The sequence below is a fragment of the Streptomyces viridosporus T7A genome, assembly GCF_008704515.1.
GTDB lineage: Bacteria > Actinomycetota > Actinomycetes > Streptomycetales > Streptomycetaceae > Streptomyces > Streptomyces viridosporus.
This window is the reverse complement of the sequence record NZ_CP023700.1, coordinates 6513471-6539382: the sequence shown is the minus strand read 5'-3', so window position 1 is coordinate 6539382 and position 25912 is coordinate 6513471. Positions and strand designations below refer to the sequence as shown.

General features: G+C 74.3%; 3 protein-coding genes (1 of these 3 running past the window's edge). All 3 read left to right on the top strand.

Annotated features, from left to right (window positions below):
* Tightly spaced (each overlapping or abutting the next), the 3 genes in view from CP969_RS34315 to CP969_RS29985 form a layout consistent with a single transcriptional unit that may run on beyond the window.
* Window positions 1–7584: the final stretch of a non-ribosomal peptide synthase/polyketide synthase gene (locus tag CP969_RS34315; protein ID WP_150474983.1), read on the top strand. The gene continues 14022 nt to the left of window position 1, outside the view; the window shows 7584 of its 21606 coding nt (coding positions 14023–21606); its start codon lies beyond the left edge, outside the window; its stop codon occupies window positions 7582–7584.
* Window positions 7581–21944: a non-ribosomal peptide synthase/polyketide synthase gene (locus tag CP969_RS34310; RefSeq protein WP_150474982.1), complete on the top strand. Its 14364-nt coding sequence runs from the start codon at window positions 7581–7583 to the stop codon at window positions 21942–21944. Before CP969_RS34315 ends, CP969_RS34310 begins: the two co-directional genes overlap by 4 nt.
* Window positions 21941–25912, top strand: a complete 3972-nt coding sequence (locus CP969_RS29985) for an amino acid adenylation domain-containing protein (RefSeq protein WP_016824053.1) — start codon at window positions 21941–21943, stop codon at window positions 25910–25912. Before CP969_RS34310 ends, CP969_RS29985 begins: the two co-directional genes overlap by 4 nt.

Below are 25912 nucleotides of genomic sequence, written 5' to 3'. Positions count from 1 at the left end.
CCCGCCCCGGCGACCGCGACGACCGGGAACCGCCCCGTCCTGCACCTGCACGACCTGCCGCTCCACACCCGGCCCGTCAGCGACCCGACGGACGCGGACCGGCGGTCACCGCTGCACGTCTCCCACCCGGCCTACGTGATCTACACCTCCGGCTCCACCGGCCGCCCCAAGGGCGTGGTGGTCTCCCACGCCGGCGTCGGCAACCTCGCCACCGCCCAGATCGACCGCTTCGCCCTCACCGACGCCGGCCGCCTGCTGCAGTTCGCCTCCCCCAGCTTCGACGCCTCCGTCTCCGAGGTCTTCACCACCTGGCTGTCCGGCGCCACCCTGGTCACCGCCACCGCCGACCACCTGCGCCCCGGCACCGACCTCGCCGACACCGTCCGCGACCTGCGCATCACCCACGCCACCATCCCCCCCGCCGCCCTGGCCGCGATGGAACCGTCGGACCTGCCCGGACTGACCACCCTCGTCGTCGCCGGCGAGGCCGTCCCCGCCCAGGTCGTCGAAGCCTGGGCACCCGGCCGCCGCATGATCAACGCCTACGGCCCCACCGAGACCACCGTCTGCGCCACCATGAGCACCCCGCTCACCGGCCCCCAGCCCGACAGCGTGCCCATCGGCACCCCCATCACCAACACCCGCGTCTACGTCCTGGACGAGACGCTGCGACCGGTCGCCCCCGGCGTGGTGGGTGAGCTCTACGTGGCCGGCACCGGCCTGGCCCGCGGCTACCTGAACCGCCCCGACCTGACCGCCGAACGCTTCGTCGCGTGTCCGTTCGGATCGCCGGGCGAGCGGATGTACCGCACCGGCGACCTCGTCCGCTGGACCGAAGACGGCGAACTCACCTACCTCGGCCGCACCGACGACCAGGTCAAGCTCCGCGGCTTCCGCATCGAACTCGGAGAAGTCGAAACCGCCCTCCGGCACCTCGACGGCATCCGCCAGGCCGCCGTCGTCATCCGCGAGGACCGCCCCGGCGACCGCCGCCTCATCGCCTACACCGTCCACGACACCGACCACACCGCCGACCCGGCCGCCCTCCGCGACGCGCTGCGCACCACCCTGCCCGAGCACATGGTGCCCGCCGCGATCGTCCCCCTCGACGCCCTCCCGCTCACCGTCCACGGCAAACTCGACCGCACCGCACTCCCCGCACCCGCGTACGGCCGGGCGGCGGGCGCGGGCCGGGCACCCTCCGGGCCGGTGGAGACGACGCTGTGCGCGATCTTCGCCGATGTGCTCGGGGTGGAGACCGTCGGCGTCGACGACGGGTTCTTCGACCTGGGCGGCGACTCCATCGTCTCCATCCAGCTCGTCGCCCGCGCCCGCAAGGCAGGGCTCGCCCTCACCGCCCGCGACGTCTTCCAGCACAAGACCGTCGCCGCGCTCGCGGAGGTCGCCGAAGCCGCCACCGCGCACACGGCGGAGGACCCGGACGCGGGCATCGGCCCCGTCGACACCACGCCCATCGTCGCCTGGCTCTCCGAACTCGGCGGCCCCACCGACCGGTTCAGCCAGTCGATGCTGCTGCAGATCCCCGCCGGAACGCGTCGGGAGCAGCTCACCGAGGCGCTGCAGGCGCTCCTGGACCGTCACGACGCGCTGCGCAGCCGGCTGCACCGCCGCGCCGACGGCTGGTCCCTGGAGGTGCTCCCGCGCGACGCCGTCCGGGCCGCCGACCTGATCCTGCGCGCCGACGCGCACGGCGTGACCGGGGCCGGTCTGCGGCAGGCCGTCACCCGGCACCACGACATGGCGCAGGCGGCCCTCGCCCCCGAGGACGGGGTGATGCTGCGGGCCGTGTGGTTCGACGCCGGGGACGAGGCTCCCGGCCGGCTGCTGCTGGTCGCCCACCACCTCGTGGTCGACGGTGTGTCCTGGCGCATCCTGCTCACCGACCTGGCCGCCGCGGGCGCGGCCGTCGCGGCGGGCCGCCGGATCGAGCTCGACCCGGTGCCGACCTCGCTGCGCACCTGGGCCCGGGAGCTCACCGCCCACACGGCCGACCGCACCGGCGAACTGCCGTTCTGGGAGCGGACCCTGGCCGGGCCCGACCCGTTGCTGGGCGACCGCCCCGTCGACCCGGCCCGCGACACCATGGGGACCACCCGGTCGCTGTCGGTGTCGCTGCCGGCCCCCGTGACCTCGGCGCTGCTGGGCGAGGTGACCCGGGTGTTCCACGCCCGGGCGAACGAGGTGCTGCTGGCGGGTCTGGCCCTGGCGGTGCCGAAGTGGCGCCGGGCCCGTGGCCTCGACGGTGACGACGTGCTGCTGGACCTGGAGGGACACGGCCGGGAGGACGTACTGGCCGGCGTCGACGTGTCCCGGACGGTGGGCTGGTTCACCAGCCTGTTCCCGGTGCGCCTGAACGCGGGTGCGGACGGGGTGGACACCGCGGTGAAGCGGGTCAAGGAACAGGTGCGGGCGGTGCCCGACAACGGCATCGGCTACGGCCTGCTGCGCCACCTCGACCCCGGGGCGCGGCCCCTGCTCGCCGCGCTGCCCGTTCCGCAGATCGGTTTCAACTACCTGGGCCGCATGGACGGCGGTGCGGGCCCGGCCGACTGGGCCCCGGCCGCCGAGTCGGACCTGTTGCTGGGCACCGGCGTCGCCGACGCGGCGATGGCCGTGCCGCACCCGCTGGAGATCAGCGCCGTCGTCCGGGACGGGCAGGACGAGGGTCCCGTGCTCACCGTCACTTGGGTGTGGGCCGAGGGCCTGCTGGACGAGGCGGCCGTCAGGGCGCTCTCGGCCGCATGGTTCGACGCGCTGCGGGACATCGCCGCGCACGCCGCCCTGCCGGGGGCGGGCGGCTTCACCCCGGCCGACCTTCCGCTGGTACGGCTCAGCCAGGAGCAGATCGACCGGATCGAGGAGACGCACCCCGCGCCGTCCGACATCCTGCCGGTCGCGCCGCTCCAGGAGGGGCTGCTCTTCCACGCGATGTTCGACGAGGGCGGACCGGACGTCTACAGCGTCCAGTTCTCCTTCGGCCTGGACGGACCGCTGGACGCCGGCGCCCTCCGTGCCGCCGCCGAGTCGCTGCTGGCACGCCACGACAACCTGCGGGCCGCGTTCCGCCTGGACGTCGCGGACCGCCCGGTCCAGGTGATCCCCGCGACCGTGGACCTGCCCTGGCGGGAGGTCGACCTCAGCGGCCTCGACGAGGCCGCGCAGCGGGCCGGGGTGGAGCGGGTCCTCGCCGAGGACCGCGCCGCCCGCTACGACCTGTCCGTCGCGCCCCTGCTGCGCTTCACCCTCGTGAAGCTGGCCGGCGAACGCCACCGGCTGGTGTTCGCCAACCACCACGTCCTGCTCGACGGGTGGTCCATGCCGATCGTGTTCGGCGAACTGTTCACCCTCTACGCCCGGAACGTCGGCGCCGACCGCGACCTGCCGCGCGTCACCCCGTACCGCGACTACCTGGCCTGGGTCGGCGAGCAGGACCGCGCCGTGGCCCTGGACGCCTGGCGGAGCGCGCTGGACGGAGTGGAGGAGCCGACGCTGCTGGTCCCGGACGACTCCGGGGCCCGGGGCGCGGACCACGGGGCCGAGGTGCCGCGACAGCTTCCCTTCGAGCTGCCGGCGGAGCTGACCGCGTCGCTCCAGGAGTGGGCCCGCCGGTCCGGACTGACGCTCAACACCGTGGTGCAGGGCCTGTGGGCGGTGCTGCTGGGCCGTCTCACCGGCCGGGACGACGTGGTGTTCGGTGCCACCGTCTCCGGCCGGCCGCCGGAGGTGCCGGGCATCGAGTCGATGGTGGGCCTGTTCATCAACACCGTGCCGGTGCGGATCACCGTCGACCCGGCGGAGACCGTCACCACCCTGCTGACCCGGGTGCAGGCCGCGCAGAGCGCACTGATGCCCCACCAGCACGTGCAGCTCTCCGAGATCCAGGGGCTCGTCGGCATCGGCGACCTCTTCGACACCCTCACCGTGTTCGAGAGCTACCCGATGGACGCCGCGGTGCTCGAACTCCCCGGCACCGGACTGCGGGTGTCCGACGTCGACGGCGCGGACGCCACCCACTACCCCGTCACCCTCGCGGCGCTGCCCGGGGACCGGCTCCGGCTGCGGCTGGAGTACGCTCCGGGCCGCTTCCCGCAGGACCGGGCGGAGGCTCTGGCCGCTCGGCTGACCGGGCTGTTCGAAGCGGTGGCCGAGGACCCGGACCGTCCGGTCGGCCGGCTGGACGTGCTGACCGCGCAGGAGCGGGAGACGGCGCTCACCGGCGGGAACGCGCTGCTGCACCCGGTGCCCGGGCACCCCGTCCAGGCCCTGCTCGAGGACCTGGCCGCCCGCACGCCCGACGCGACCGCCGTCGTCTTCCGCGGCACCACGCTGACCTGCTCGGAACTCAACGAGCGGGCCAACCGGCTGGCCCGGCTGCTCATCGCACGCGGCGCCGGACCGGAGCGGATCGTCGCGCTCGCGCTGCCGCGCGGCCCCCAGGCGCTGGTCGCGATGTTCGCGGTGCTGAAGGCCGGTGCCGCCTTCCTGACGGTGGACCCCGAGTTCCCGGCGGACCGCATCGCCTACCTGCTGCGGGACGCCGCGCCGACGGTGGTGCTGACCGACCGCGAGGGGGACGCCCACTGGACGGCCGAGGGTCTCGGCGCGGGCATCGGACGCCTGGTGCTGGACGCGGAGGAGACCGGCCGGGAGCTGGCCGCCGCCGATCCGGCGGACGTGGTGGACACCGACCGCACCGCGCCGCTGACCCCCGCGGCCCCGGCGTACGTCATCTACACCTCGGGCTCGACCGGCCGCCCCAAGGGCGTGGTCGTGCAGCACCACAACCTGGTCAACCTGTTCCACGGCCACAAGGAGACGCTTTTCGACCGGCACGCACGGGCCGACGACCCCGACGGCCGCTTCCGGGTGGCCCTGACGGCCGTGTTCTCCTTCGACACCGCCTGGGACGGCGTGCTGTGGATGCTCGACGGCCACGAACTGCACCTGATCGACGACGACACCCGTCGCGATCCGGAGGCCCTGGCCGCCTACGTCGACCGGGAACGCGTCGACTTCCTCGACCTCACCCCGGCGTTCGCCGGGCAACTGGTGGAGGCGGGGCTGCTGGCCGACGGCCGGCACCACCCCGCGGTGCTGATGCTCGGCGGCGAGGCCCTCGGCCCCGACCTGTGGTCCCGGCTGCGCGCCGCCCCGCGCACCACCGCGTACAACTTCTACGGCCCGACCGAGGCCACCATCGACACCGTGTTCCTGCCCCTGGCGGAGAGCGAGAAGCCCCTGGTGGGCCGGCCGGTGCGCAACACCCGGGTCCATGTCCTCGACGGTCACCTGCGGCCCGTCCCGCCGGGCGTGACCGGTGAGCTGTACCTCGCGGGCGACCAGTTGGCCCGCGGGTACCTGGGCCGCCCCGACCTGACGGCCGGCAGCTTCGTGGCCAACCCCTTCGGGGAGCCCGGCTCCCGCCTGTACCGCACCGGCGACCTGGTGCGGGCCACGGCGGACGGGCTGCTGGAGTACCGGGGCCGGACGGACGATCAGGTCAAGGTCCGCGGTTTCCGCATCGAGCTCGGCGAGATCGAGTCGGCGCTGGCCGCCGGTCCCGACGTGGCCGCGGCCGCCGTCGTGGTCCGTGAGGACACCCCCGGCGTCCGCCGGCTGGTCGGTTACGCGGTCCCGGCCGCCGGCGCCGCCCCGGAGCCCGCGGCGCTGAGGGAGCGGGTGGGGCGGACCCTGCCCGAGTACATGGTCCCCGCGGCCGTCGTCCTGCTGGACGCGCTGCCGCTGACGGCCAACGGCAAGCTCGATCGCGGGGCGCTGCCCGCACCGGACTTCTCGGCCCGGGCGACGGGCGGCCGTGCGGCGGGCGACCCGGTCGAGCAGGCGCTGTGCGCGCTCTTCGCCGACGTGCTCGGACTGCCCGAGGTCGGTGTCGACAGCAGCTTCTTCGACCTCGGCGGGGACTCCATCGTCTCCATCCAGCTCGTCGCCCGCGCCCGCGCCGCCGGCCTGGTGTTCTCCCCGAAGGACGTCTTCACGCACCGGACCGTCGCCGCCCTGGCGCCCGTGGTCCGCCGGGCGCAGGACACCCCCGCGGAGGACCCGGACGCCGGGATCGGCACCCTGCCGGCCACCCCCGTCATCCGCTGGCTCCAGGAGCACGGCGGGGCCACCGACGGCTTCGTCCAGTCGATGCTGGTGCGGGTGCCGGCCGGACTGGGCCTGGAGCACCTGACCACGGCCGTCCAGGCCCTGCTGGACCACCACGACGCGCTGCGCATGACCGTGACCCGCGGCGCGGACGACACGCCCTGGTCGCTGGAGGTACCCGCCCGCGGCTGCGTCCCGGCCGCCGAGGTCGTCGTCCGCGTTCCCACGGACGGCTTCACCGGCGCGGACCTGGAGGCGCTGATCGCCGCCGAGGCGGAGGCCGCCTGGCGCGCACTCGACCCGGCCGCCGGGCGGATGCTCCGGGTGGTCTGGTTCGACGCCGGGCCGTCCACCCCCGGCAGGCTGCTGATCACCGCCCACCACCTGGTCGTCGACGGCGTGTCCTGGCGCATCCTGCTCCCGGACCTCGCCGCCGCCTGGCAGGCCGCCGCCGAGGGCGGGCAGCCGCGCCCGGCACCGAACGGAACCTCCTTCCGCCGCTGGGCGCAGCGCCTGACCGAGGCCGCCGCCGAGCGGGAGGACGAGGTGGAGCTGTGGCTGGAGATGCTGTCCGAGGAGGAGGCGCCTCTCGGCGCACGCCCGCTCGCGCCGTCCGACACCGCGGCCGGAGCGCGCTCGCTCACCCTGAGCCTGCCGGCCGACCGCACCGAACCGCTGCTCACCGACGTCCCGGCCGCGTTCCACGGCGGGGTCAACGACGTCCTGCTCACCGGGCTCGCTCTGGCCGTGGCGCAGTGGCGCCGCCGCCGGGGCCTCGGCGAGGACGGAGCCGTCCTCGTCGACCTGGAGGGCCACGGCCGTGAGGACGTGGTCGGGGGCGCCGACCTGTCCCGTACGGTCGGCTGGTTCACGACCGTGTACCCGGTGCGGCTCGACCCCGGACAGCTCGACCGGGACGAGGTGAGGGCCGGCGGGGCGGCGCTGGGACGCGCCGTGAAACGGGTCAAGGAGCAACTGCGGGCCGTGCCGGACCACGGCATCGGGTACGGCATGCTGCGCCACCTCAACCCGGCCACGGCCCCCCTGCTGGCCGAGTACCCGGACCCCCAGATCGGTTTCAACTACCTCGGGCGCCTCGGTGCTCCGGGCGCCGAGGACCAGGACTGGGCCGTGGCACCGGAGTCGGCCGCCCTGACCGGAGCCGCCGCCGGCGACCCGGACACCCGACTGGCACACGCCATCGAGATCAACGCCCTCGTCAGGGACCTTCCCGGAGGTCCCGAACTGAACGTCACCTGGACCTGGCCCGACGGGCTGTTCCCCGAGCAGGACATGCAGGACCTGGCGGACAACTGGTTCGACGCCCTGGAGGCGCTGGCCCGGTACGCCGCCGCACCGGAGTCGGGCGGCCACTCGCCGTCGGACATGCCGCTGGTGAACCTGTCGCAGGCACAACTCGATCTTCTGGAAAGCACGTGGAGGAAGTCGTCATGAATGGTGCGGGACTTGAGGACGTCCTCCCCCTGTCACCGATGCAGGAGGGCATGCTGTACCACGCCCTGCTCGACGAGCAGGAGCTCGACGTGTACGGCGGTCAGATCGCCTTCGACTTCGAAGGCGCCCTGGACGTGGCGGCCCTGAAGACGGCTGCCGCCGCCCTGCTGCGGCGGCACGCGAACCTGCGCGCCGGCTTCGTGCACGAGGGTTTCGACAAGCCCGTGCAGATCATCCCCCGCGAGGTGGAACTCCCCTGGCAGGAGATCGACCTGACGGACGTGGCGGCCGAGGACGAGCCGGGGCGCCTCGAGGCGCTCATGGCCGCCGACCGCGCCCAGCACTTCGACCTGACCGCGCCGCCGCTGGTGCGCTTCACCCTCATACGGCTCTCGGGCCGGCGGTTCCGTTTCGTGCTGGCGAACCACCACATCCTGCTCGACGGCTGGTCGATGGCGATCATGCTGCAGGAGCTGTTCGTCCTGTACGCGCAGGGCGGTGACGCCACCGGGCTGCCGCGGGTCACGCCGTACCGCGACTACCTCGCCTGGGCCGCCGCCCAGGACCGCGACGCTGCGGCGAAGGCGTGGGGCCGGGCCCTCGCCGGGGTCGAGGAGCCCACCCTGCTGGCCCCGGCCGCCCCGGCCGCCGCCGCCGAGCCCCCGCACTACCACCACCACGAGCTCTCCGAGGAGCTGACCGCGGCCGTCACGGCCCTGGCCCGCCGTCACGACCTCACGGTCAACACCGTGGTGCAGGCCTCCTGGGGCGTCCTGCTGGGCCGTCTCACCGGCCGGGACGACGTCGTCTTCGGCAGCACGGTCTCCGGCCGCCCGCCGGAGATGGCCGGCATGGAGCACATGGTCGGCCTGTTCATCAACACCCTGCCGGTCCGCGTCCGGCTGGACGCCGGGCAGCCCGTCGCCGACCTGCTGCGCCGTCTGCAGGACGAGCAGTCGGAGCTGATGGACCACCAGCACTACGGCCTCTCCGACATCCAGTCCCTCCTCGGCGGCGGCGAACTCTTCGACACCATCACGGCGTTCGAGAGCTACCCGATCGACACCGACGGCTTCTCGGAGCCCGTCGACGGCCTGCGCGTCACCGGCGTGCACACCACCGACGACAACCACTACCCGTTCAGCCTGGCGATCCTCCCCGGCGAGCGGATGCGGCTGCGCATGGGCTACCGCCCGGATCTGTTCACCGCCCGGCAGGCGGAGCTCATCGGCCGGCGGCTCCAGCACATCCTGGAGAGCTTCACCGATGCCCCCGAGCAGCTCCTGGGCCGCCTCGACGTGCTCACCGGCGCGGAGCGGGAGCAGCTGCTGCAGGCGTGGCGGGGTGCCCGGCCCGCGGTGCCCGCCGCGACGTTCCCGGCGTTGTTCGAGGCGCAGGCGGCCCGGACCCCGCACGCCCCCGCGGTCCTCTCCGACGACGAGTCGCTGTCGTACGCGCAGCTCAACGAGCGGGCCAACCGGCTCGCCCACCACCTCATCGACCGGGGCGTGGGCCCGGAGCGGATCGTCGCCCTGCTGCTGCCCCGCTCGGTGGACATCGTCGTGGCCCGCCTGGCGGTGATGAAGGCCGGCGGCGCCTACCTGCCGGTCGACCCGGACTACCCCGCCGACCGCATCGCCTACATGCTCCACGACGCCGACCCCGTCCTGGTCCTCACCACCGGCCACGACGCGGACCGCCTGCCCGAATCGACCGCCGCCGCCCGCCTGCTCCTGGACCGCCTCGACCTGACCGCCGCACCGGCGACCGACCCCACGGACGCGAACCGGCCGGCGCCGCTGACCGTGGCCCACCCCGCCTACGTCATCTACACCTCCGGCTCCACCGGCCGCCCCAAGGGCGTGGTGGTCTCCCACCAGGGCCTGGCCGCCTTCGCCACGGTCCTGGCCGAACGCTGCGCGGTCGGCCCGCACAGCCGGGTGCTGCAGTTCTCCTCGCCCAGCTTCGACGCCTCGGTCCTCGAACTGTGCATGAGCCTCCCCCGGGGCGCCGCCCTGGTGGTCCCCCCGCCCGGCCCGCTGGCCGACGAGGCCCTGGGCCGGGTCCTCGCGGACCGCGCCATCACCCACGCGCTGATCCCCCCGGCCGCGCTGGCCACCGTCCCGGCCATGGAGCTGCCGGACTTCACCACCCTGATCGTGGGCGGCGACGCCACCGACGCCGCCCTGGTGGACCGCTGGGCCCCCGGCCGCCGCATGGTCAACGCCTACGGCCCCACCGAATCCACCGTCGTGGCCACGATCAGCGAACCGCTGGTCGCGGGTACGGGTGTCCCGGCCATCGGCCGGGCCGTGGACGGGACCAGCGTCCTCGTGCTGGACGCGGCGCTGCGCCCGGTCGCCCCGGGCGTGGTGGGAGAGCTCTACCTCGCGGGCGAGCAGCTGGCCCGCGGCTACCTGGGCCGTGCGGCGCTGACCGCGGAGCGGTTCACCGCCTGCCCCTACGGTGGTCCGGGTGCCCGGATGTACCGCACCGGCGACCTGGTGCGGTCCTCCGAGGACGGCACCCTGGAGTACCTGGGCCGCGCCGACGACCAGGTGAAGCTGCGCGGCTTCCGGATCGAGCTCGGCGAGATCGAGTCGGTGCTGGTGTCGCACCCGGACGTCGCCCAGGCGGTCGTGCTGGTCCGCGAGGACCGGCCCGGCGACAAGCGGCTCGTCGCCTACACCGTCCCCCGCGACGTCCAGGGCCCGCCGGTCGATCCCCGGGCGCTGCGCGACCGGCTGTCCGCCACGCTCCCCGAGTACATGGTGCCGTCGTCGTTCGTCGTGCTCGGCGAACTCCCGCTCACCGCCAACGGCAAGCTCGACCGCAAGGCGCTGCCCGCGCCCGAGGAGGCGGTCGGCGGTGCCGGCCGCGCCCCGCGCACCCCGCAGGAGGAGATCCTCTGCGGTCTGTTCGCCGAGATCCTCGGCCTCCCGGCCGTCGGGGTGGACGACAGCTTCTTCGAGCTCGGCGGCCACTCCCTCCAGGCCACCCGCCTGGTCAGCCGCGTGCGGTCCGCGTTCGACGTCGAACTGCCGCTGCGCAGCCTCTTCGAGTCGGCCACCCCGGCCGGGCTCGCCGCCCTCCTCCAGCGGTCCGCGGACGGCCGCCCGCCCCTGGAGCCCCGGCCGCGGCCGGCCGAGATCCCGCTCTCCTTCGCCCAGCGGCGCCTGTGGTTCCTCGGCCGCTTCGACACCACCGGTGCCGGCTACAACATCCCGCTCGTGCTGCAGCTCGACGGCGAACTGGACCGGGATGCCCTGAGTGACGCCCTGACCGACGTCATCGCCCGGCACGAGAGCCTGCGCACCGTCTTCGCCGAGACCGACGGCCGCCCCCACCAGGTCGTCCTGCCCCCGGCCCCGGCCGCTGCGCTCCGTCCCGTCGCCGTCACCGACGACGACCTCGACGACCGGCTCGCCGAGGCCGCGTCCCTTCCGTTCGACCTGGCGACCGAGACGCCGCTGCGGGTCACCCTCTTCGCCCTCGGCGCGCGGCGGCACGTCCTGCTGCTCCTGCTGCACCACATCGCCGGCGACGGCTGGTCGCTCGCGCCGCTCGCCCGCGACCTCTCGACCGCCTACGCCGCCCGCCGGTCCGGCGCGACCCCCGCGTGGGAGCCGCTGCCGGTGCAGTACGCCGACTACAGCCTCTGGCAGCACGAACTCTTCGGCAGCGAGGACGACGAGGACAGCGTCGGCGCGCGTCAGATCGCCCACTGGAAGCAGGTCCTGGCCGGTCTGCCCGAGGAACTGGCGCTGCCCACGGACCGTCCGCGCCCCGCGCAGGCGAGCCTGCGGGGCGACGTCGTGCCCTTCTCGCTCACCCCGAAGCTGCACCGCAAGCTCGTCCAGCTGTCCCGCGACAGCCGCTGCAGCCTCTTCATGGTCCTCCAGGCGGGCCTCGCGGCCCTGCTCGACCGGCTCGGCTGCGGCGAGGACATCCCCATCGGCACCGCCGTCGCGGGCCGCACGGACGAAGCCCTCGACGACCTCGTCGGCTTCTTCGTCAACAACCTGGTGCTGCGCTGCGACACCTCCGGCGACCCGTCCTTCCGCGAGCTGCTGGCCCGGGTCCGCGAGACGGACCTCACCGCCTACGCCCACCAGGACGTCTCCTTCGACCGGCTCGTGGAGGTCGTCAACCCCGAGCGCTCCCTCGCCCGGCACCCGCTGTTCCAGGTGATGCTCACGCTGCAGAACACCGAACGGGCCACCCTGGAGCTTCCCGGCCTGAGCGTCGCACCCCGCGCGGTGCGGACCGGCTCGGCCCGTTTCGACCTCGCGCTGGAGCTGGGCGAGAAGCGCGGCGCCGACGGCGGCCACGACGGGCTCGACGGCATCGTCGAGTACAGCACCGACCTGTTCGACCGGGCCACGGTCGAGAAGTTCGTCTCCCGGTACGTCCGGCTGCTGGAGGCGGTCGCCGCCGACGCGGACCGCGCCATCGGCCGGATCGACGTCCTCGGTCCCGTCGAGCGGCACGAACTCCTCGTCCGCCGCAACGACACCCGCCACGAGGTGCCCGACACCACCCTGACCGGCCTTCTCGCCGAGCAGGCGGCCCGCACCCCGGACGCGCCGGCCCTCGTCTTCGAGGACACCACCCTCACCTACGCCGAACTCGACGCCCGCGCCAACCGCCTGGCCCGGCGTCTCGTCGCCGAGGGCGTCCGGCCGGAGCGGACCGTTGCCGTGGCGGTACCGCGCTCCCCCGAACTCGTCGTCGCGCTGCTCGCCGTCCTCAAGGCCGGCGCCGCCTATCTGCCCGTCGACCCGGACTACCCGGCCGACCGCATCGGCCACCTGCTCGGCGAGGCCGAGCCCGCCCTGCTCCTCACGGTCGCGGCGGCCGGGCTCCCGGAGCAGCCGGACCTGCGCACCCCCCGCCTGTCCCTGGACGACGCGGGGCTGATCGCCGAGCTCCGGGCGCTCGACGCCTCACCGCTGCCGGACACCGCCCGCCCCGACAACCCGGCGTACGTCATCTACACCTCCGGCTCCACCGGCCGCCCCAAGGGCGTGCCCGTGCCGCACCGCGGCATCGTCAACCGGCTGCTGTGGATGCAGGACCGGTACGGCCTGCGCGCCGACGACCGGGTCCTCCAGAAGACGCCGTCCGGCTTCGACGTGTCGGTGTGGGAGTTCTTCTGGCCGCTGATCACCGGCGCCACGCTGGTCCTGGCCCGTCCCGAGGGCCACCGGGACCCGGTCTACCTGGCCGAACTGATCCGCGCCGAACGGATCACCACGCTGCACTTCGTGCCGTCCATGCTCCAGGCCTTCCTCGCCGAGCCGGCCGCGGCCGGGTGCGGGGCCTCCCTCCGCCGGGTGATCTGCAGCGGTGAGGCCCTCACCGGCGACCAGCGCTCCCGCTTCTTCGACCTGTTCGACGCCGAGCTGCACAACCTCTACGGCCCGACCGAGGCGTCCGTCGACGTCACCCACTGGACCTGCGAGCCCTCCGAGGAGGCACGCGCCGTCCCGATCGGCCACCCCGTGTGGAACACCCGGGTGTACGTGCTGGACGCGGCGCTGCGCCCGGTCGCCCCGGGCGTGGTGGGAGAGCTCTACCTCGCCGGCGAGCAGCTGGCCCGCGGCTACCTGGGCCGCCCGGCGCTGACCGCGGAGCGGTTCACCGCCTGCCCCTACGGGGACGCGGGCGGCCGCATGTACCGCACCGGCGACCTGGTCCGCTGGGGCTCCGACGGAGCCCTGGAGTACCTGGGCCGCGCCGACCACCAGGTCAAGCTGCGCGGCTTCCGGATCGAGCTCGGCGAGATCGAGTCGGTGCTGGTGTCCCACCCGGACGTCGCCCAGGCGGCCGTCCTGGTCCGCGAGGACCGGCCCGGCGACAAGCGACTCGTCGCCTACACCGTCCCCGCCGACACCCCCGCCCCGGACACGGACGGCGGCGCACTGCGCAGGCACCTGGCGGCCGCGCTGCCCGAGTACATGGTGCCGTCGGCCTTCGTCACCCTCGACGCCCTGCCGCTCACCCCCAACGGCAAGCTCGACCGCAAGGCCCTGCCCGCGCCCGAGGTGCAGACCGGGGAGCCCGGCCGTGCTCCGGCCACGGCGCAGGAGGCCCTGCTGTGCCGCCTGTTCGGGGAGGTCCTCGGACTCGACGCCCCGGCCGGGGCCGACGACAGCTTCTTCGAGCTGGGCGGCCACTCCCTGCTGGGCACCCGTCTGATCAGCCGGATCCGTGGCGAGGTCGACGTCGAACTGCCCATCCGGGCCCTGTTCGAGACGCCCACCCCGGCGGGGCTCGCCCGGTTGCTCGGCGACGCCCGACCGGCCCGCCGGGCCCTGTCCCGCGTACCGCGCCCCGAGCACCTGCCCCTCTCGTACGCGCAGCAGCGGCTGTGGTTCCTCAGCCGGCTGGACGGCGCGGAGGCCGCCACGTACAACCTGCCGGTCGCGGTGCGGCTCACCGGTGTGCTCGACCCGGCCGCGCTGGCCGCGGCCCTGCACGACGTGGTCGGCCGCCACGAGGTGCTGCGCACCGTCTTCCGGGAGGTCGACGGCAGTCCGGTCCAGGTCGTCCTGGACGGGGCGGTGCCCCGGCTGGACCTCGTCGAGGTCGACGAGAAGGACCTGCGGACGGCGCTCGGCGCGACCGCGGCACGCGGTTTCGACCTCGCGACCGACCTGCCGCTGCGGGCGACGCTGTTCCGGGCCGGCGAGCGGGAGCACGTGCTGCTGCTCGTGCTGCACCACATCGCCGCCGACGGGTGGTCCATGGGTCCGCTGGCGCGTGACCTGTCGGCCGCCTACGCGGCACGGTGCCGCGGCGAGGCGCCGGCCTGGAACGAACTGCCGGTGCAGTACGCGGACTACGCCCTGTGGCAGCGGGAGGTACTGGGCCGCGAGGACGACCCGACCAGCGTGGTCTCCGGCCAGCTGGACTTCTGGCGCCGGGCCCTGGCGGGCCTGCCGGAGGAACTGCCCCTGCCGGTGGACCGGCCGCGCCCGGCACGCGCCTCCTACCGCGGTGACGTGGTCCCCTTCACCCTGGACGCCGACGTCCACGCCGGCCTGGCCGCGCTGGCACGGGAATCCGGCGCCAGCCTCTTCATGGTGCTGCAGGCCGCCGTCGCGGTCTGGCTGGGCAAGCTCGGCGCCGGACCGGACGTGCCGCTGGGCACCCCGGTCGCCGGCCGCACCGACAGCGCCCTGGACGACCTGGTCGGCTTCTTCGTCAACACGCTGGTGCTGCGCACCGACACCTCCGGCGATCCGACCTTCCGGGAACTGCTGGACCGGGTCCGGGAGACCGACCTGGAGGCCTACGCCCACCAGGACGTCCCCTTCGAACGCCTCGTCGACCTGGTCAGCCCCGAGCGCTCGCTGGCCCGCCACCCGCTCTTCCAGGTCATGCTCACCCTGCAGAACGCGGGGGGCAGCGACCTCGAACTGCCCGGTCTGACCGTGCGGAACGAGGAGGCCGACACGGGCGTCGCCAAGTTCGACCTCGCGCTGAGCTTCGGTGAGCGGTCGGCCGACGACGGTTCCCCGGCCGGACTGGACGGCTTCGTGGACTTCGCCGTGGACCTGTTCGACCGATCGACCATCGAGGCGTTCCTCGGCCGGCTGGAGCGCGTGCTCCGCGCGGTCGCGGCCGACCCCGACGCCCCGGTCGGCACGGTGGACGTCCTGTCCGCCGACGAACGCACCGACCTCCTGACCACCTGGAACGACACCACGGCACCGGTCCTCACCGGCACCCTCCCGGACCTGTTCCAGGCCCAGGCCGCCCGCACCCCCGCCCACACCGCCCTGCTCTCCGCAGACGGCGAGACCCTCACCTACAGCCAGCTCAACGAGCGCGCCAACCGCCTCGCCCACCACCTCATCGACCGGGGCGCCGGCCCCGAGCGCATCGTCGCCCTGCTCCTGCCCCGCTCCGTGGAACTCCTCGTCGCCGAACTGGCCGTCCTCAAGACCGGCGCCGCGTTCCTGCCCATCGACCCCGCCCACCCCACCGACCGCATCGCCTACACCCTCAAGGACGCCGACCCCGTCCTCGTCCTCACCGATCACCCCGCCCCGGCGACCGCGACGACCGGGAACCGCCCCGTCCTGCACCTGCACGACCTGCCGCTCCACACCCGGCCCGTCAGCGACCCGACGGACGCGGACCGGCGGTCACCGCTGCACGTCTCCCACCCGGCCTACGTGATCTACACCTCCGGCTCCACCGGCCGCCCCAAGGGCGTGGTGGTCTCCCACGCCGGCGTCGGCAACCTCGCCACCGCCCAGATCGACCGCTTCGCCCTCACCGACGCCGGCCGCCTGCTGCAGTTCGCCTCCCCCAGCTTCGACGCCTCCGTCTCCGAGGTCTTCACCACCTGGCTGTCCGGCGCCACCCTGGTCACCGCCACCGCCGACCACCTGCGCCCCGGCACCGACCTCGCCGACACCGTCCGCGACCTGCGCATCACCCACGCCACCATCCCCCCCGCCGCCCTGGCCGCGATGGAACCGTCGGACCTGCCCGGACTGACCACCCTCGTCGTCGCCGGCGAGGCCGTCCCCGCCCAGGTCGTCGAAGCCTGGGCACCCGGCCGCCGCATGATCAACGCCTACGGCCCCACCGAGACCACCGTCTGCGCCACCATGAGCACCCCGCTCACCGGCCCCCAGCCCGACAGCGTGCCCATCGGCACCCCCATCACCAACACCCGCGTCTACGTCCTGGACGAGGGACTGCGACCGGTCGCCCCCGGCGTGGTGGGTGAGCTCTACGTGGCCGGCACCGGCCTGGCCCGCGGCTACCTGAACCGCCCCGACCTGACCGCCGAACGCTTCGTCGCGTGTCCGTTCGGGTCGCCGGGCGAGCGGATGTACCGCACCGGCGACCTCGTCCGCTGGAGCGCACCGGGCGAACTCACCTACCTCGGCCGCACCGACGACCAGGTCAAGCTCCGCGGCTTCCGCATCGAACTCGGAGAAGTCGAAACCGCCCTCCGGCACCTCGACGGCATCCGCCAGGCCGCCGCCGTCATCCGCGAGGACCGCCCCGGCGACCGCCGCCTCATCGCCTACACCGTCCACGACACCGACCACACCGCCGACCCGGCCGCCCTCCGCGACGCGCTGCGCACCACCCTGCCCGAGCACATGGTGCCCGCCGCGATCGTCCCCCTCGACGCCCTCCCGCTCACCGTCCACGGCAAACTCGACCGCACCGCACTCCCCGCACCCGACACCGCCGCCACCGCCACCGGCCGTGCCCCCCGGACCGTCCAGGAAGCGCTGCTGTGCGGCCTGTTCGCCGAGGTGCTCGGCGTGGAGGACGTCGGCATCGACGACGGGTTCTTCGACCTCGGAGGCCACTCCCTGCTGGCCACCCGTCTCGCGGCCCGCGTCCGGGACGAGCTCGGTGTGGAGCTCCCGGTGCGCAGCGTCTTCGAGCACCCGACCGTGGCCGAGCTCGTCCGGCAGCTCGGCTCGGCGTCCGGGGTACGTCCCCCGGTGCGCGCGGTCGAACGCCCCGCGGAGGTTCCGCTCTCCTTCGCCCAGCGCAGGCTGTGGTTCCTCGGTCACTTCGACGGGCCCAGCGCCGCGTACAACATCCCGCTGGCGCTGAGCCTGACCGGCGACCTGGACCGGGCGGCTCTCGCCGCCGCGCTGCGGGACGTGGTCGACCGGCACGAGAGCCTGCGGACCGTCTTCCCCGACACCGACGGGCGTCCGCGCCAGTGGGTGCTGGAGACCTCCGCCGTCAGCCTCGAACTGCCGGTCACCGAGGTGACCGAGGCCGAACTGCCCGACGCGCTGAGCGCCGCGGCCAGCCACGCCTTCGACCTGACGACCGACGTGCCGCTGAAGGCGGACCTCTTCGCCCTCGCCCCCGACCGGCACGTGCTCCACCTGCTGGTGCACCACATCGCCGCCGACGGCGCCTCGCTGGCACCGCTGGCCAGGGACCTGTCCACCGCCTACGCGGCGCGCCGTCTGGCGCAGGCCCCCGACTGGGAACCCCTGCGGGTGCAGTACGCGGACTACACGCTGTGGCAGCGGGAGGTGCTGGGCAGCGAGGACGACCCGGACAGCAAGGTCTCGGCCCAGCTCGAGCACTGGCGTACCGTTCTCGCGGACCTCCCCGAGGAGCTGACGCTGCCGGCCGACCGGCCGCGGCCCCAGCGTTCCTCCCACCGCGGCGGCCTGGTCCCGCTGGAGCTCGACGCCGAGCTGCACGCCCGGATCACGACGCTGGCCCGCCGCACCGGCACCAGCGTGTTCATGGTCCTCCAGGCGGCCACCGCCGCCCTGCTCACCAAGATGGGCGCCGGCACCGACATCCCGATCGGCACGCCGGTCGCCGGACGGACCGACAGCGCCCTCGACGACCTCGTGGGCTTCTTCGTCAACACGCTGGTGCTGCGCACCGACACCTCCGGCAACCCGAGCTTCCGGGAGCTGCTGGCGCGGGTCCGGGACACCGACCTCGCCGCCTACGCCCACCAGGACGTTCCGTTCGAGCGGCTCGTGGAGGTCATGAACCCGGAGCGCTCCGCGGCGCGGCACCCGCTGTTCCAGGTCAACCTGACGTTCCACAACCAGGCCCCCGCCGAGGACGGCCTGGAGCTGCCCGGGTTGACCTTCGGCGGTCACCCGGTCGAGCACACCGTCGCCAAGTACGACCTGGCGCTGAGCCTGACCGAGCAGCGGACCCCCGGCGGTTCGCCCGCGGGGATCACGGGTGCGCTGGAGTTCGCCGTCGACCTCTTCGACCCGTCCACGGCCGGCCGTCTCGCCGAGCGTTTCGTCCGGCTGCTGTCCGCGTGGGCCGAGGAGCCCGACCGGGTCCTCAGCGACGTGCACGTCCTGGACGCGGCCGAGTGGGAAGCCGCCCTCGCCGGTGTGGGTGCGGTGGTGGGTGAGGCCGACACGCACGGGCCGTCGCTGGCCGAGCTGTTCGAGGCACGGGCGGCCGCCACCCCGGACGCGACCGCCGTGGTCTGCGGCGACCACGCCCTCTCCTACCGCGACCTGAACACCTCGGCGAACCGGCTGGCCCGCCGCCTGACCGCCACCGGCGCCGGCCCCGGCCGGTTCGTCGGCCTCGCCCTGCCCCGCACCACCGACCTGGTCACCGCCCTGCTCGCCGTGATCAAGACCGGCGCCGCCTACGTCCCCATGGACCCCGACTACCCCGCCGAACGCCTGGCCCACATGGTCACCGACTCCGCCCCCGCCCTGGTGCTGACCACCTCCGGCGTGGACCTGTCCGGCGTCGACTGCGGCACCGCCACCGTCCTCACCCTGGACGACCCCCACCTGCGGGCGGACCTGGCCGCCCTGGCCGGCCACGACCTGACGGACGCCGACCGCGGCGGCCCGCTCACCGCCGGCTCCGCCGCCTACGTCATCTACACCTCCGGCTCCACCGGCCGCCCCAAGGGCGTGGTGATCCCGCACGGCAACGTGGTCCGCCTGTTCTCCGCGACCGACCCCTGGTTCGGCTTCGGCCCCGACGACGTGTGGACCCTCTTCCACAGCTACGCCTTCGACTTCTCCGTCTGGGAGATCTGGGGCCCGCTGCTGCACGGCGGCCGCCTGGTGATCGTCCCCTTCGAGGTCTCCCGCTCGCCGGAGGACTTCCTGGCCCTGCTGGCCGACCAGAAGGTGACGGTGCTCAACCAGACGCCCTCCGCCTTCTACCAGCTGATGCGGACCGAGGGCGACCGCCCGGACCTGGGCGCCCGGCTGGCCCTGCGCTACGTCGTCTTCGGCGGCGAGGCACTCGACCTGTGGCGGCTGCAGGAGTGGTACGGCCGCCACCCCGAGGACGCCCCCCGCCTGATCAACATGTACGGCATCACCGAGACCACCGTCCACGTCACCCACCGCGCACTGGACCGGCTGACCGCCAAGTCCGCCACGGGCAGCCTCATCGGCCGGCCGATCCCGGATCTGCGGGTGCACGTCCTCGACGCCGACCTCGTACCGGTCCCCGCCGGCGTCGTCGGTGAGATGTACGTGGCCGGCGCGGGCCTGGCCCGGGGCTACCTCGGCCGGCACGCCCTGACCGCCGAGCGCTTCGTCGCCGACCCCTACGGCCCGCCCGGCACCCGCATGTACCGCACCGGCGACCTGGCGCGCCGTACCGCAGACGGCGACCTGGAGTACATCGGCCGCGCCGACCACCAGGTCAAGATCCGCGGCTTCCGCATCGAGCTCGGCGAGATCGAGGCCTGCCTCGCGGCGCATCCGCAGGTCGGCCAGGTCGCCGTCGTCGCACGGGAGGACCGGCCGGGCGACCGCAAGCTCGTCGGGTACGTCGTCCCGGAGGCGGAGGACCGGACCGTGGAACCGGAGGACCTGCGCAAGCACCTGCGCACGCAACTCCCCGAGTACATGGTGCCGTCGGCGTTCGTGACGCTGCCGCGACTGCCGCTGACCGCCAACGGCAAGCTCGACCGCAAGGCGCTGCCCGCCCCCGACTTCGCCGCCGCGGTGGGAGGCCGCGCGGCGCGGACCGAACGCGAGGAGCTGCTCTGCGGCCTGTTCGCGGAAGTCCTCGGACTGCCCTCCGTCGGCGTGGACGACGGCTTCTTCGACCTGGGCGGCGACTCCATCGTCTCCATCCAGCTCGTCGCCCGCGCCCGCAGGGCCGGACTGCTCCTGACCCCGCGTGACGTCTTCGAGCACAAGACGGTCGAGGCGCTGGCCGCCGTCGCCACCACCGTCGACCGCACGGCCGACGAGGGCCCGGACGCCGGGATCGGAACCGTGGGGGCGACGCCGATCGTCCGCTGGCTGGAGGAACGGGGCGGGCCCGTCGACCGCTTCAACCAGTCGATGCTGCTCCAGGTCCCCGCGGGCGCGTCGGCCGCACACCTGACGGCCGCGCTGCAGACGCTGCTGGACCACCACGACATGCTGCGGGCGCGGCTCACGCGCGGCGCCGACGGCTGGTCGCTGGAGGTCCCGGACCGCGGCACGGTCGACGCGGCGGCCCTGCTGCACCGGGTGGCGCTGCCGTCCGGCCCGGTCCGGGCCGAGGCGCTCGCCGCCGCGCTGGAGGAGCACGCCACCGCGGCGTGGGACCGGCTGTCGCCCGAGAACGGCGTCATGGTCCAGGCGCTCTGGTTCGACGCCGGCCCGGACCACTCCGGGCGGCTGCTGCTGATCGCCCACCACCTCGTGGTCGACGGCGTCTCCTGGCGGATCATCGCCCCCGATCTGGCCGCGGCGTACCAGGCCCTGGCCGACGGCGGGAAGCCGGTGCTCGAACCGGTGCCCACGTCCTTCCGCACCTGGGCCCGCCTGCTGCACGAGGAGGCCCTCAGGCCCGAACGCGTCGGCGACCTGGACCGCTGGACGACGATGCTGGCCGACGGCGAACCGCTGCTCGGCGAGCGTCCGCTCGACCCGGCGCGCGACACCCTGGCGACCGCGCGCACCCTCACCCTGTCCCTCGCCCGCGAGCACACCGAGCCGCTGCTGACCTCCGTCGTCTCCGCGTTCCACGCCGGGGTGAACGACGTGCTGCTGACCGGGTTCGCGCTGGCCGTCGCCGCGTGGCAGGAGAGCCGGGGCCGGCACACCCGGGGCGTCCTGGTGGACCTCGAAGGCCACGGCAGGACCGGGCCGGGCGGCGACGCCGCCCGCGACCTGTCGCGCACGGTCGGCTGGTTCACCGGGATCCACCCGGTGCGGCTGGAGACCGGCCACCAGGACTGGGAGCAGCTCACCGCCACCGGTTCGGGTGCGGCCAAGGTGCTCAAGCAGATCAAGGAGCAGCTGCGGGCGGTGCCCGACCACGGGCTCGGGTACGGGCTGCTGCGCTACCTCAACCCGGACACCCGGTCCGTCCTCGCCGGCTTCGCCCCTCCGCAGATCGGTTTCAACTACCTGGGCCGGCTCGGCGGGGGCGGTGAAGCGGCCGAGGCCGCGGACTGGGGCCCGGCTCCCGAGTCGGGCGGGCTCGGCGGCGGCTCCGACGACGCCATGCCGCTCGCGCACCCGCTGGAGGTCAACGCCTTCACGCAGGACGGCCCCGAGGGTCCGCAGCTCGTGGCCACCTGGACCTGGGCCGGGGAACTCCTCGGCGAGGAGGACGTGGCCGGGCTGGCCGAAGGGTGGTTCCGCATGCTCCGCGTGCTCGCCGAGCACGCGGCCTCCCCCGAGGCGGGCGGCTGGACGCCTTCCGACCTGCCGCTGGTGTCGCTGAGCCAGCACGACATCGACGGGCTCGGCGACGACCTCGACGACGACTTCGAGGACGACTTCGACGGCTCCGACGCGTCCGGCGGTTCCCAGGACCGATGGACGAAGCGGGCCCCGCAGGACAACGAACACGACGACGCCGATGCCGGCACCAACAGGAGGAACCGATGACCAAGCCGGCGATCGAGGACGTGCTCCCTCTGTCACCGCTGCAGGAGGGACTGCTGTTCCACGCCCTGCTCGACGAGCAGGAGATGGACGTCTACACGGTGCAGCTGGTGCTGGAGCTGACCGGCCTGGTGGACACCGAGCGGATGACGGCCGCCGTCGCCGCGCTCGTCGCCCGGCACACCAGCCTGCGCGCCGGGTTCCGGCACGAGGGCCTGGAGCGCCCGGTGCAGGTGATCCGCAGCCGGGTCCGGCCGCCCTACCGGGAGGTCGACCTCGGCGGGCTGCCCGAGGAGGAGCGGCCCGCCGCGCTGGAACGGGTCCTGGCCGACGACCGCGCGCGCCGCTTCGACCTGAACCGGCCGCCGCTGGTGCGCTTCACCCTGGTGCGCCTCGGCGAGCGCGAGCACCGGCTCGTGGTGAGCAACCACCACATCCTGCTGGACGGCTGGTCCACACCGCTGCTGGTCGGTGAACTCTTCACGCTGTACCGGCAGCACGGCGACCCGTCCGGGATGCCGCACGTCACGCCCTACCGCGACTACCTGGCGTGGGTGGCCAAGCAGGACCGGGCGCAGAGCGAGCAGGCCTGGCGCGATGTGCTCGGCGACGTCTGCGAGCCCACCCTGCTGGCTCCCGGGGACCCGTCCCGCCGGCCGGTCCGGCCGCGCCACCACACGCTGGACCTGTCCGAGGAGTTCACCTCGGCGCTGGCGGCGCGGACCCGCGGGAGCGCTCTGACGCTGAACACCGTCCTGCAGGGCGTGTGGGGGCTGCTGCTGAGCCGTCTCACCGGCCGGGACGACGTCGTCTTCGGCGGTACGGTCTCCGGGCGCCCGCCGGAGCTGCCCGGTGTGGAGCACATGATCGGGCTGTTCATCAACACCCTGCCGGTCCGGGTCACCCTCGACCCCACCGAATCGCTGGCCGGGTTCCTGGCACGGCTGCAGAAGCAGCAGTCCGGCCTCATGAACCACCAGCAGCTGAGCCTCACCGAGGTCCAGTCCCTCAGCGGCTGGCAGGAGGGGGTCGGCGAGCTGTTCGACACGCTCACCGTGACGGAGAACTACCCCGTCGACCCGTCCGCGCTGGCGGCCGAGGACCCGGGCGACCCGGACGAGCTGCGGGTCACCGGGCTGGTGGGGGAAGACGCCAACCACTACCCGATGAGCCTCGCGGCCGTCCCCGGCCCCCGGCTCCACCTGCGGCTGAGCTACCGGCCCGACCTGTTCTCCGACGAGACCGTGCGGCTGATGGGCGGACGCCTGGAGGCGCTGCTGCGGGCCGTGGTCGAGGACCCGGAGCAGGCCGTCGGCCGGTTGGACGTCCTCTCCCCGCAGGAGCACCGGCGGCTCGTCGAGACCTGGAGCCGCGGCGGCGACGGGCCGCGGGCCCGGACCTTCCCCGAACTGTTCGAGGAGCAGGTCCGCAGCACCCCGGACGCCGACGCCGTCGTCGCGCCGGGGGTGCGGCTCGGTTACTCCGAGCTGAACGAGCGGGCCAACCGGCTCGCCCGGCTGCTGGTCGCGCGCGGGGCCGGGCCGGAGAGGATCGTCGCCCTGCTGCTGCCCCGGTCGGTGGACATCGTGGTGGCGCAGCTCGCGGTGCTCAAGTCCGGGGCCGCCTACCTGCCGGTGGACCCGTCCTACCCGGCCGAGCGCATCGCGTTCATGCTCGACGACGCGGCGCCGGTGCTCGCCGTCACCGCCTCCGGCGTCGCCCTGCCGCAGGGCGTGCCGCCGGCCGGGCTCCCGGTGCTGCGGCTGGACGACCCGGCCGTCGCCGGGGAGCTCGCCGCGCTGCCGGCCCACGACCTGGCCGACTCCGACCGCGCCACCGCGCTGCTGCCCGGTCATCCCGCGTACGTCATCCACACCTCCGGCTCCACCGGCCGGCCCAAGGGTGTGCTGGTGCAGCACACCGGGCTGGCGGCCTTCTCCGCCGCGGTGGCCGAAGGGTTCGCCGTGGACGGCACGGCCCGGGTGCTCCAGTTCGCCTCGCCGAGCTTCGACGCCTCGGTGCTGGAACTGTGCTCCGCGCTGCCCGCCGGGGCCGCGCTGGTCGTGCCCCCGCCCGGCCCGCTCGGTGACGAGGCCCTCGCCGAGGTGCTGCGCGAGCAGCGGGTGACCCACGCCCTGGTGCCGCCGGCGGCGCTCGCCACCGTGCCCGTGGAAGGGCTGCCCGACTTCCGCTCCCTGGTCGTCGGTGGCGACGCCACCGGCGCCGAGCTCGTGGACCGCTGGGCGCCGGGCCGCCGCATGGTCAACGCCTACGGGCCGACCGAGGCCACCGTCGCGGCCACCCTCAGCGAGCCCCTGGCCGCGGGGGGCGGCACCCCGCCCATCGGCCGGCCGGTCCGCGGCACCAGGGTCTACGTCCTGGGCGACACGCTGCGCCCCGTGCCCGTCGGCGTACCGGGTGAGCTGTACGTGGCCGGGGACGGTCTGGCCCGCGGTTACCTGGGCCGTGCGGCGCTGACGGCCGAACGGTTCACCGCCTGCCCGTACGGCGGGCCCGGCGAGCGGATGTACCGCACCGGGGACCTGGTGCGCTGGACCGACGAGGGCGCTCTGGAGTACCTCGGCCGCGCCGACGACCAGGTGAAGGTCCGCGGCTTCCGCATCGAACCGGGCGAGATCGAGTCGGCGCTCGCCGCGCTGCCCGGTGTCGGCCGTGCGGTGGTGGTGGTGCGGGAGGACGCCGGGGGCGACCGGATGATCGTGGCCTACGTGGTTCCGGCGGACCCGGCCGGACCGGCCGGCTGCCTGGAGCCGGAGGCGCTGCGGGCCGGTCTGGCCGGCACGCTCCCCGAGTACATGGTGCCCGCCGCGTTCGTGCGGCTGGACGAGGTCCCGCTGATGCCGAACGGGAAGCTGGACCGCAAGGCGCTGCCCGACCCCCAGTTCACCGGGGCGCTGGGCAGCGGGGCGCCCCGCACCCCCGAGGAGGAGGTGCTCTGCGGCCTGTTCGCCGAGGTGCTCTCGCTGCCCAGGGTCGGCGTCGACGACAACTTCTTCGACCTCGGCGGGCATTCGCTGCTCGCGACCCGGGTGATCAGCCGGGCGCGGGCCGCGTTCGGCGTGCGGCTCTCGGTGCGCAGCCTGCTGGAGAACCCGACCGTGGCCGCGCTGGCCGCCGAGCTCACCGCCGGTTCCGACCACGACCCGTTCGACGTGCTGCTGCCCCTGCGGCCCGGCGGCTCGAAACCGGCCGTGTTCTGCCTGCACCCCGGAGCCGGTATCGGGTGGGGCTATTCGGGCCTGCTGCGGCACATCCCGGCCGACCACCCGATCTACGCGATCCAGGCCCGAGGGCTCGCCCGCGACGAGGAACTGCCCTCGTCCATCCAGGAGATGGCCGACGACTACCTCGACCGGATCCGCAGTGTGCAGCCGTCCGGCCCCTACCACCTGGTGGGCTGGTCCCTCGGCGGGATCCTCGCGCACATGATCGCCACCCGGCTCCAGGACGCGGGCGAGCGGGTCGGGCTGCTGGCCGTGCTGGACACCGACCCGGACATCCCCGCCGAGGAGCACGAGGGTCTCGCGTACGACGAACAGGACGTGCTGGCCACCCTGCTGGACCTCAGCGGCCGGGCAGGGGACCGCGACCCGGACGAGCCGCTGGTGTACGAGCGGGTGATGGAGGTCCTGCGGGCCGGGGACAGCGCACTCGCCGGCCTGGAAAAGCGTCATATCGGCGCGCTCGCCCGTGTTGGCACCAACATGTCGAGGAGCATCATCCATCCGTACAGCCCTGATCTACTGGGCGTCGTCCGTGGCGATGTCATGCTGACCGTCGCAGGCCGGGACCACGCCTCCCCGCAGGCGATGGCCGCGGCGTGGCGTCCCTTCGTGGAAGGGCGGGTCGACCTCCAGGTCGTCGACTGCGGGCACAACGAGCTGACCCGGCCGGGACCCATCGGCGAGATCGGCCGGGCGCTCGCCGCGCAGTTGCGCGAGCTCCGGTGA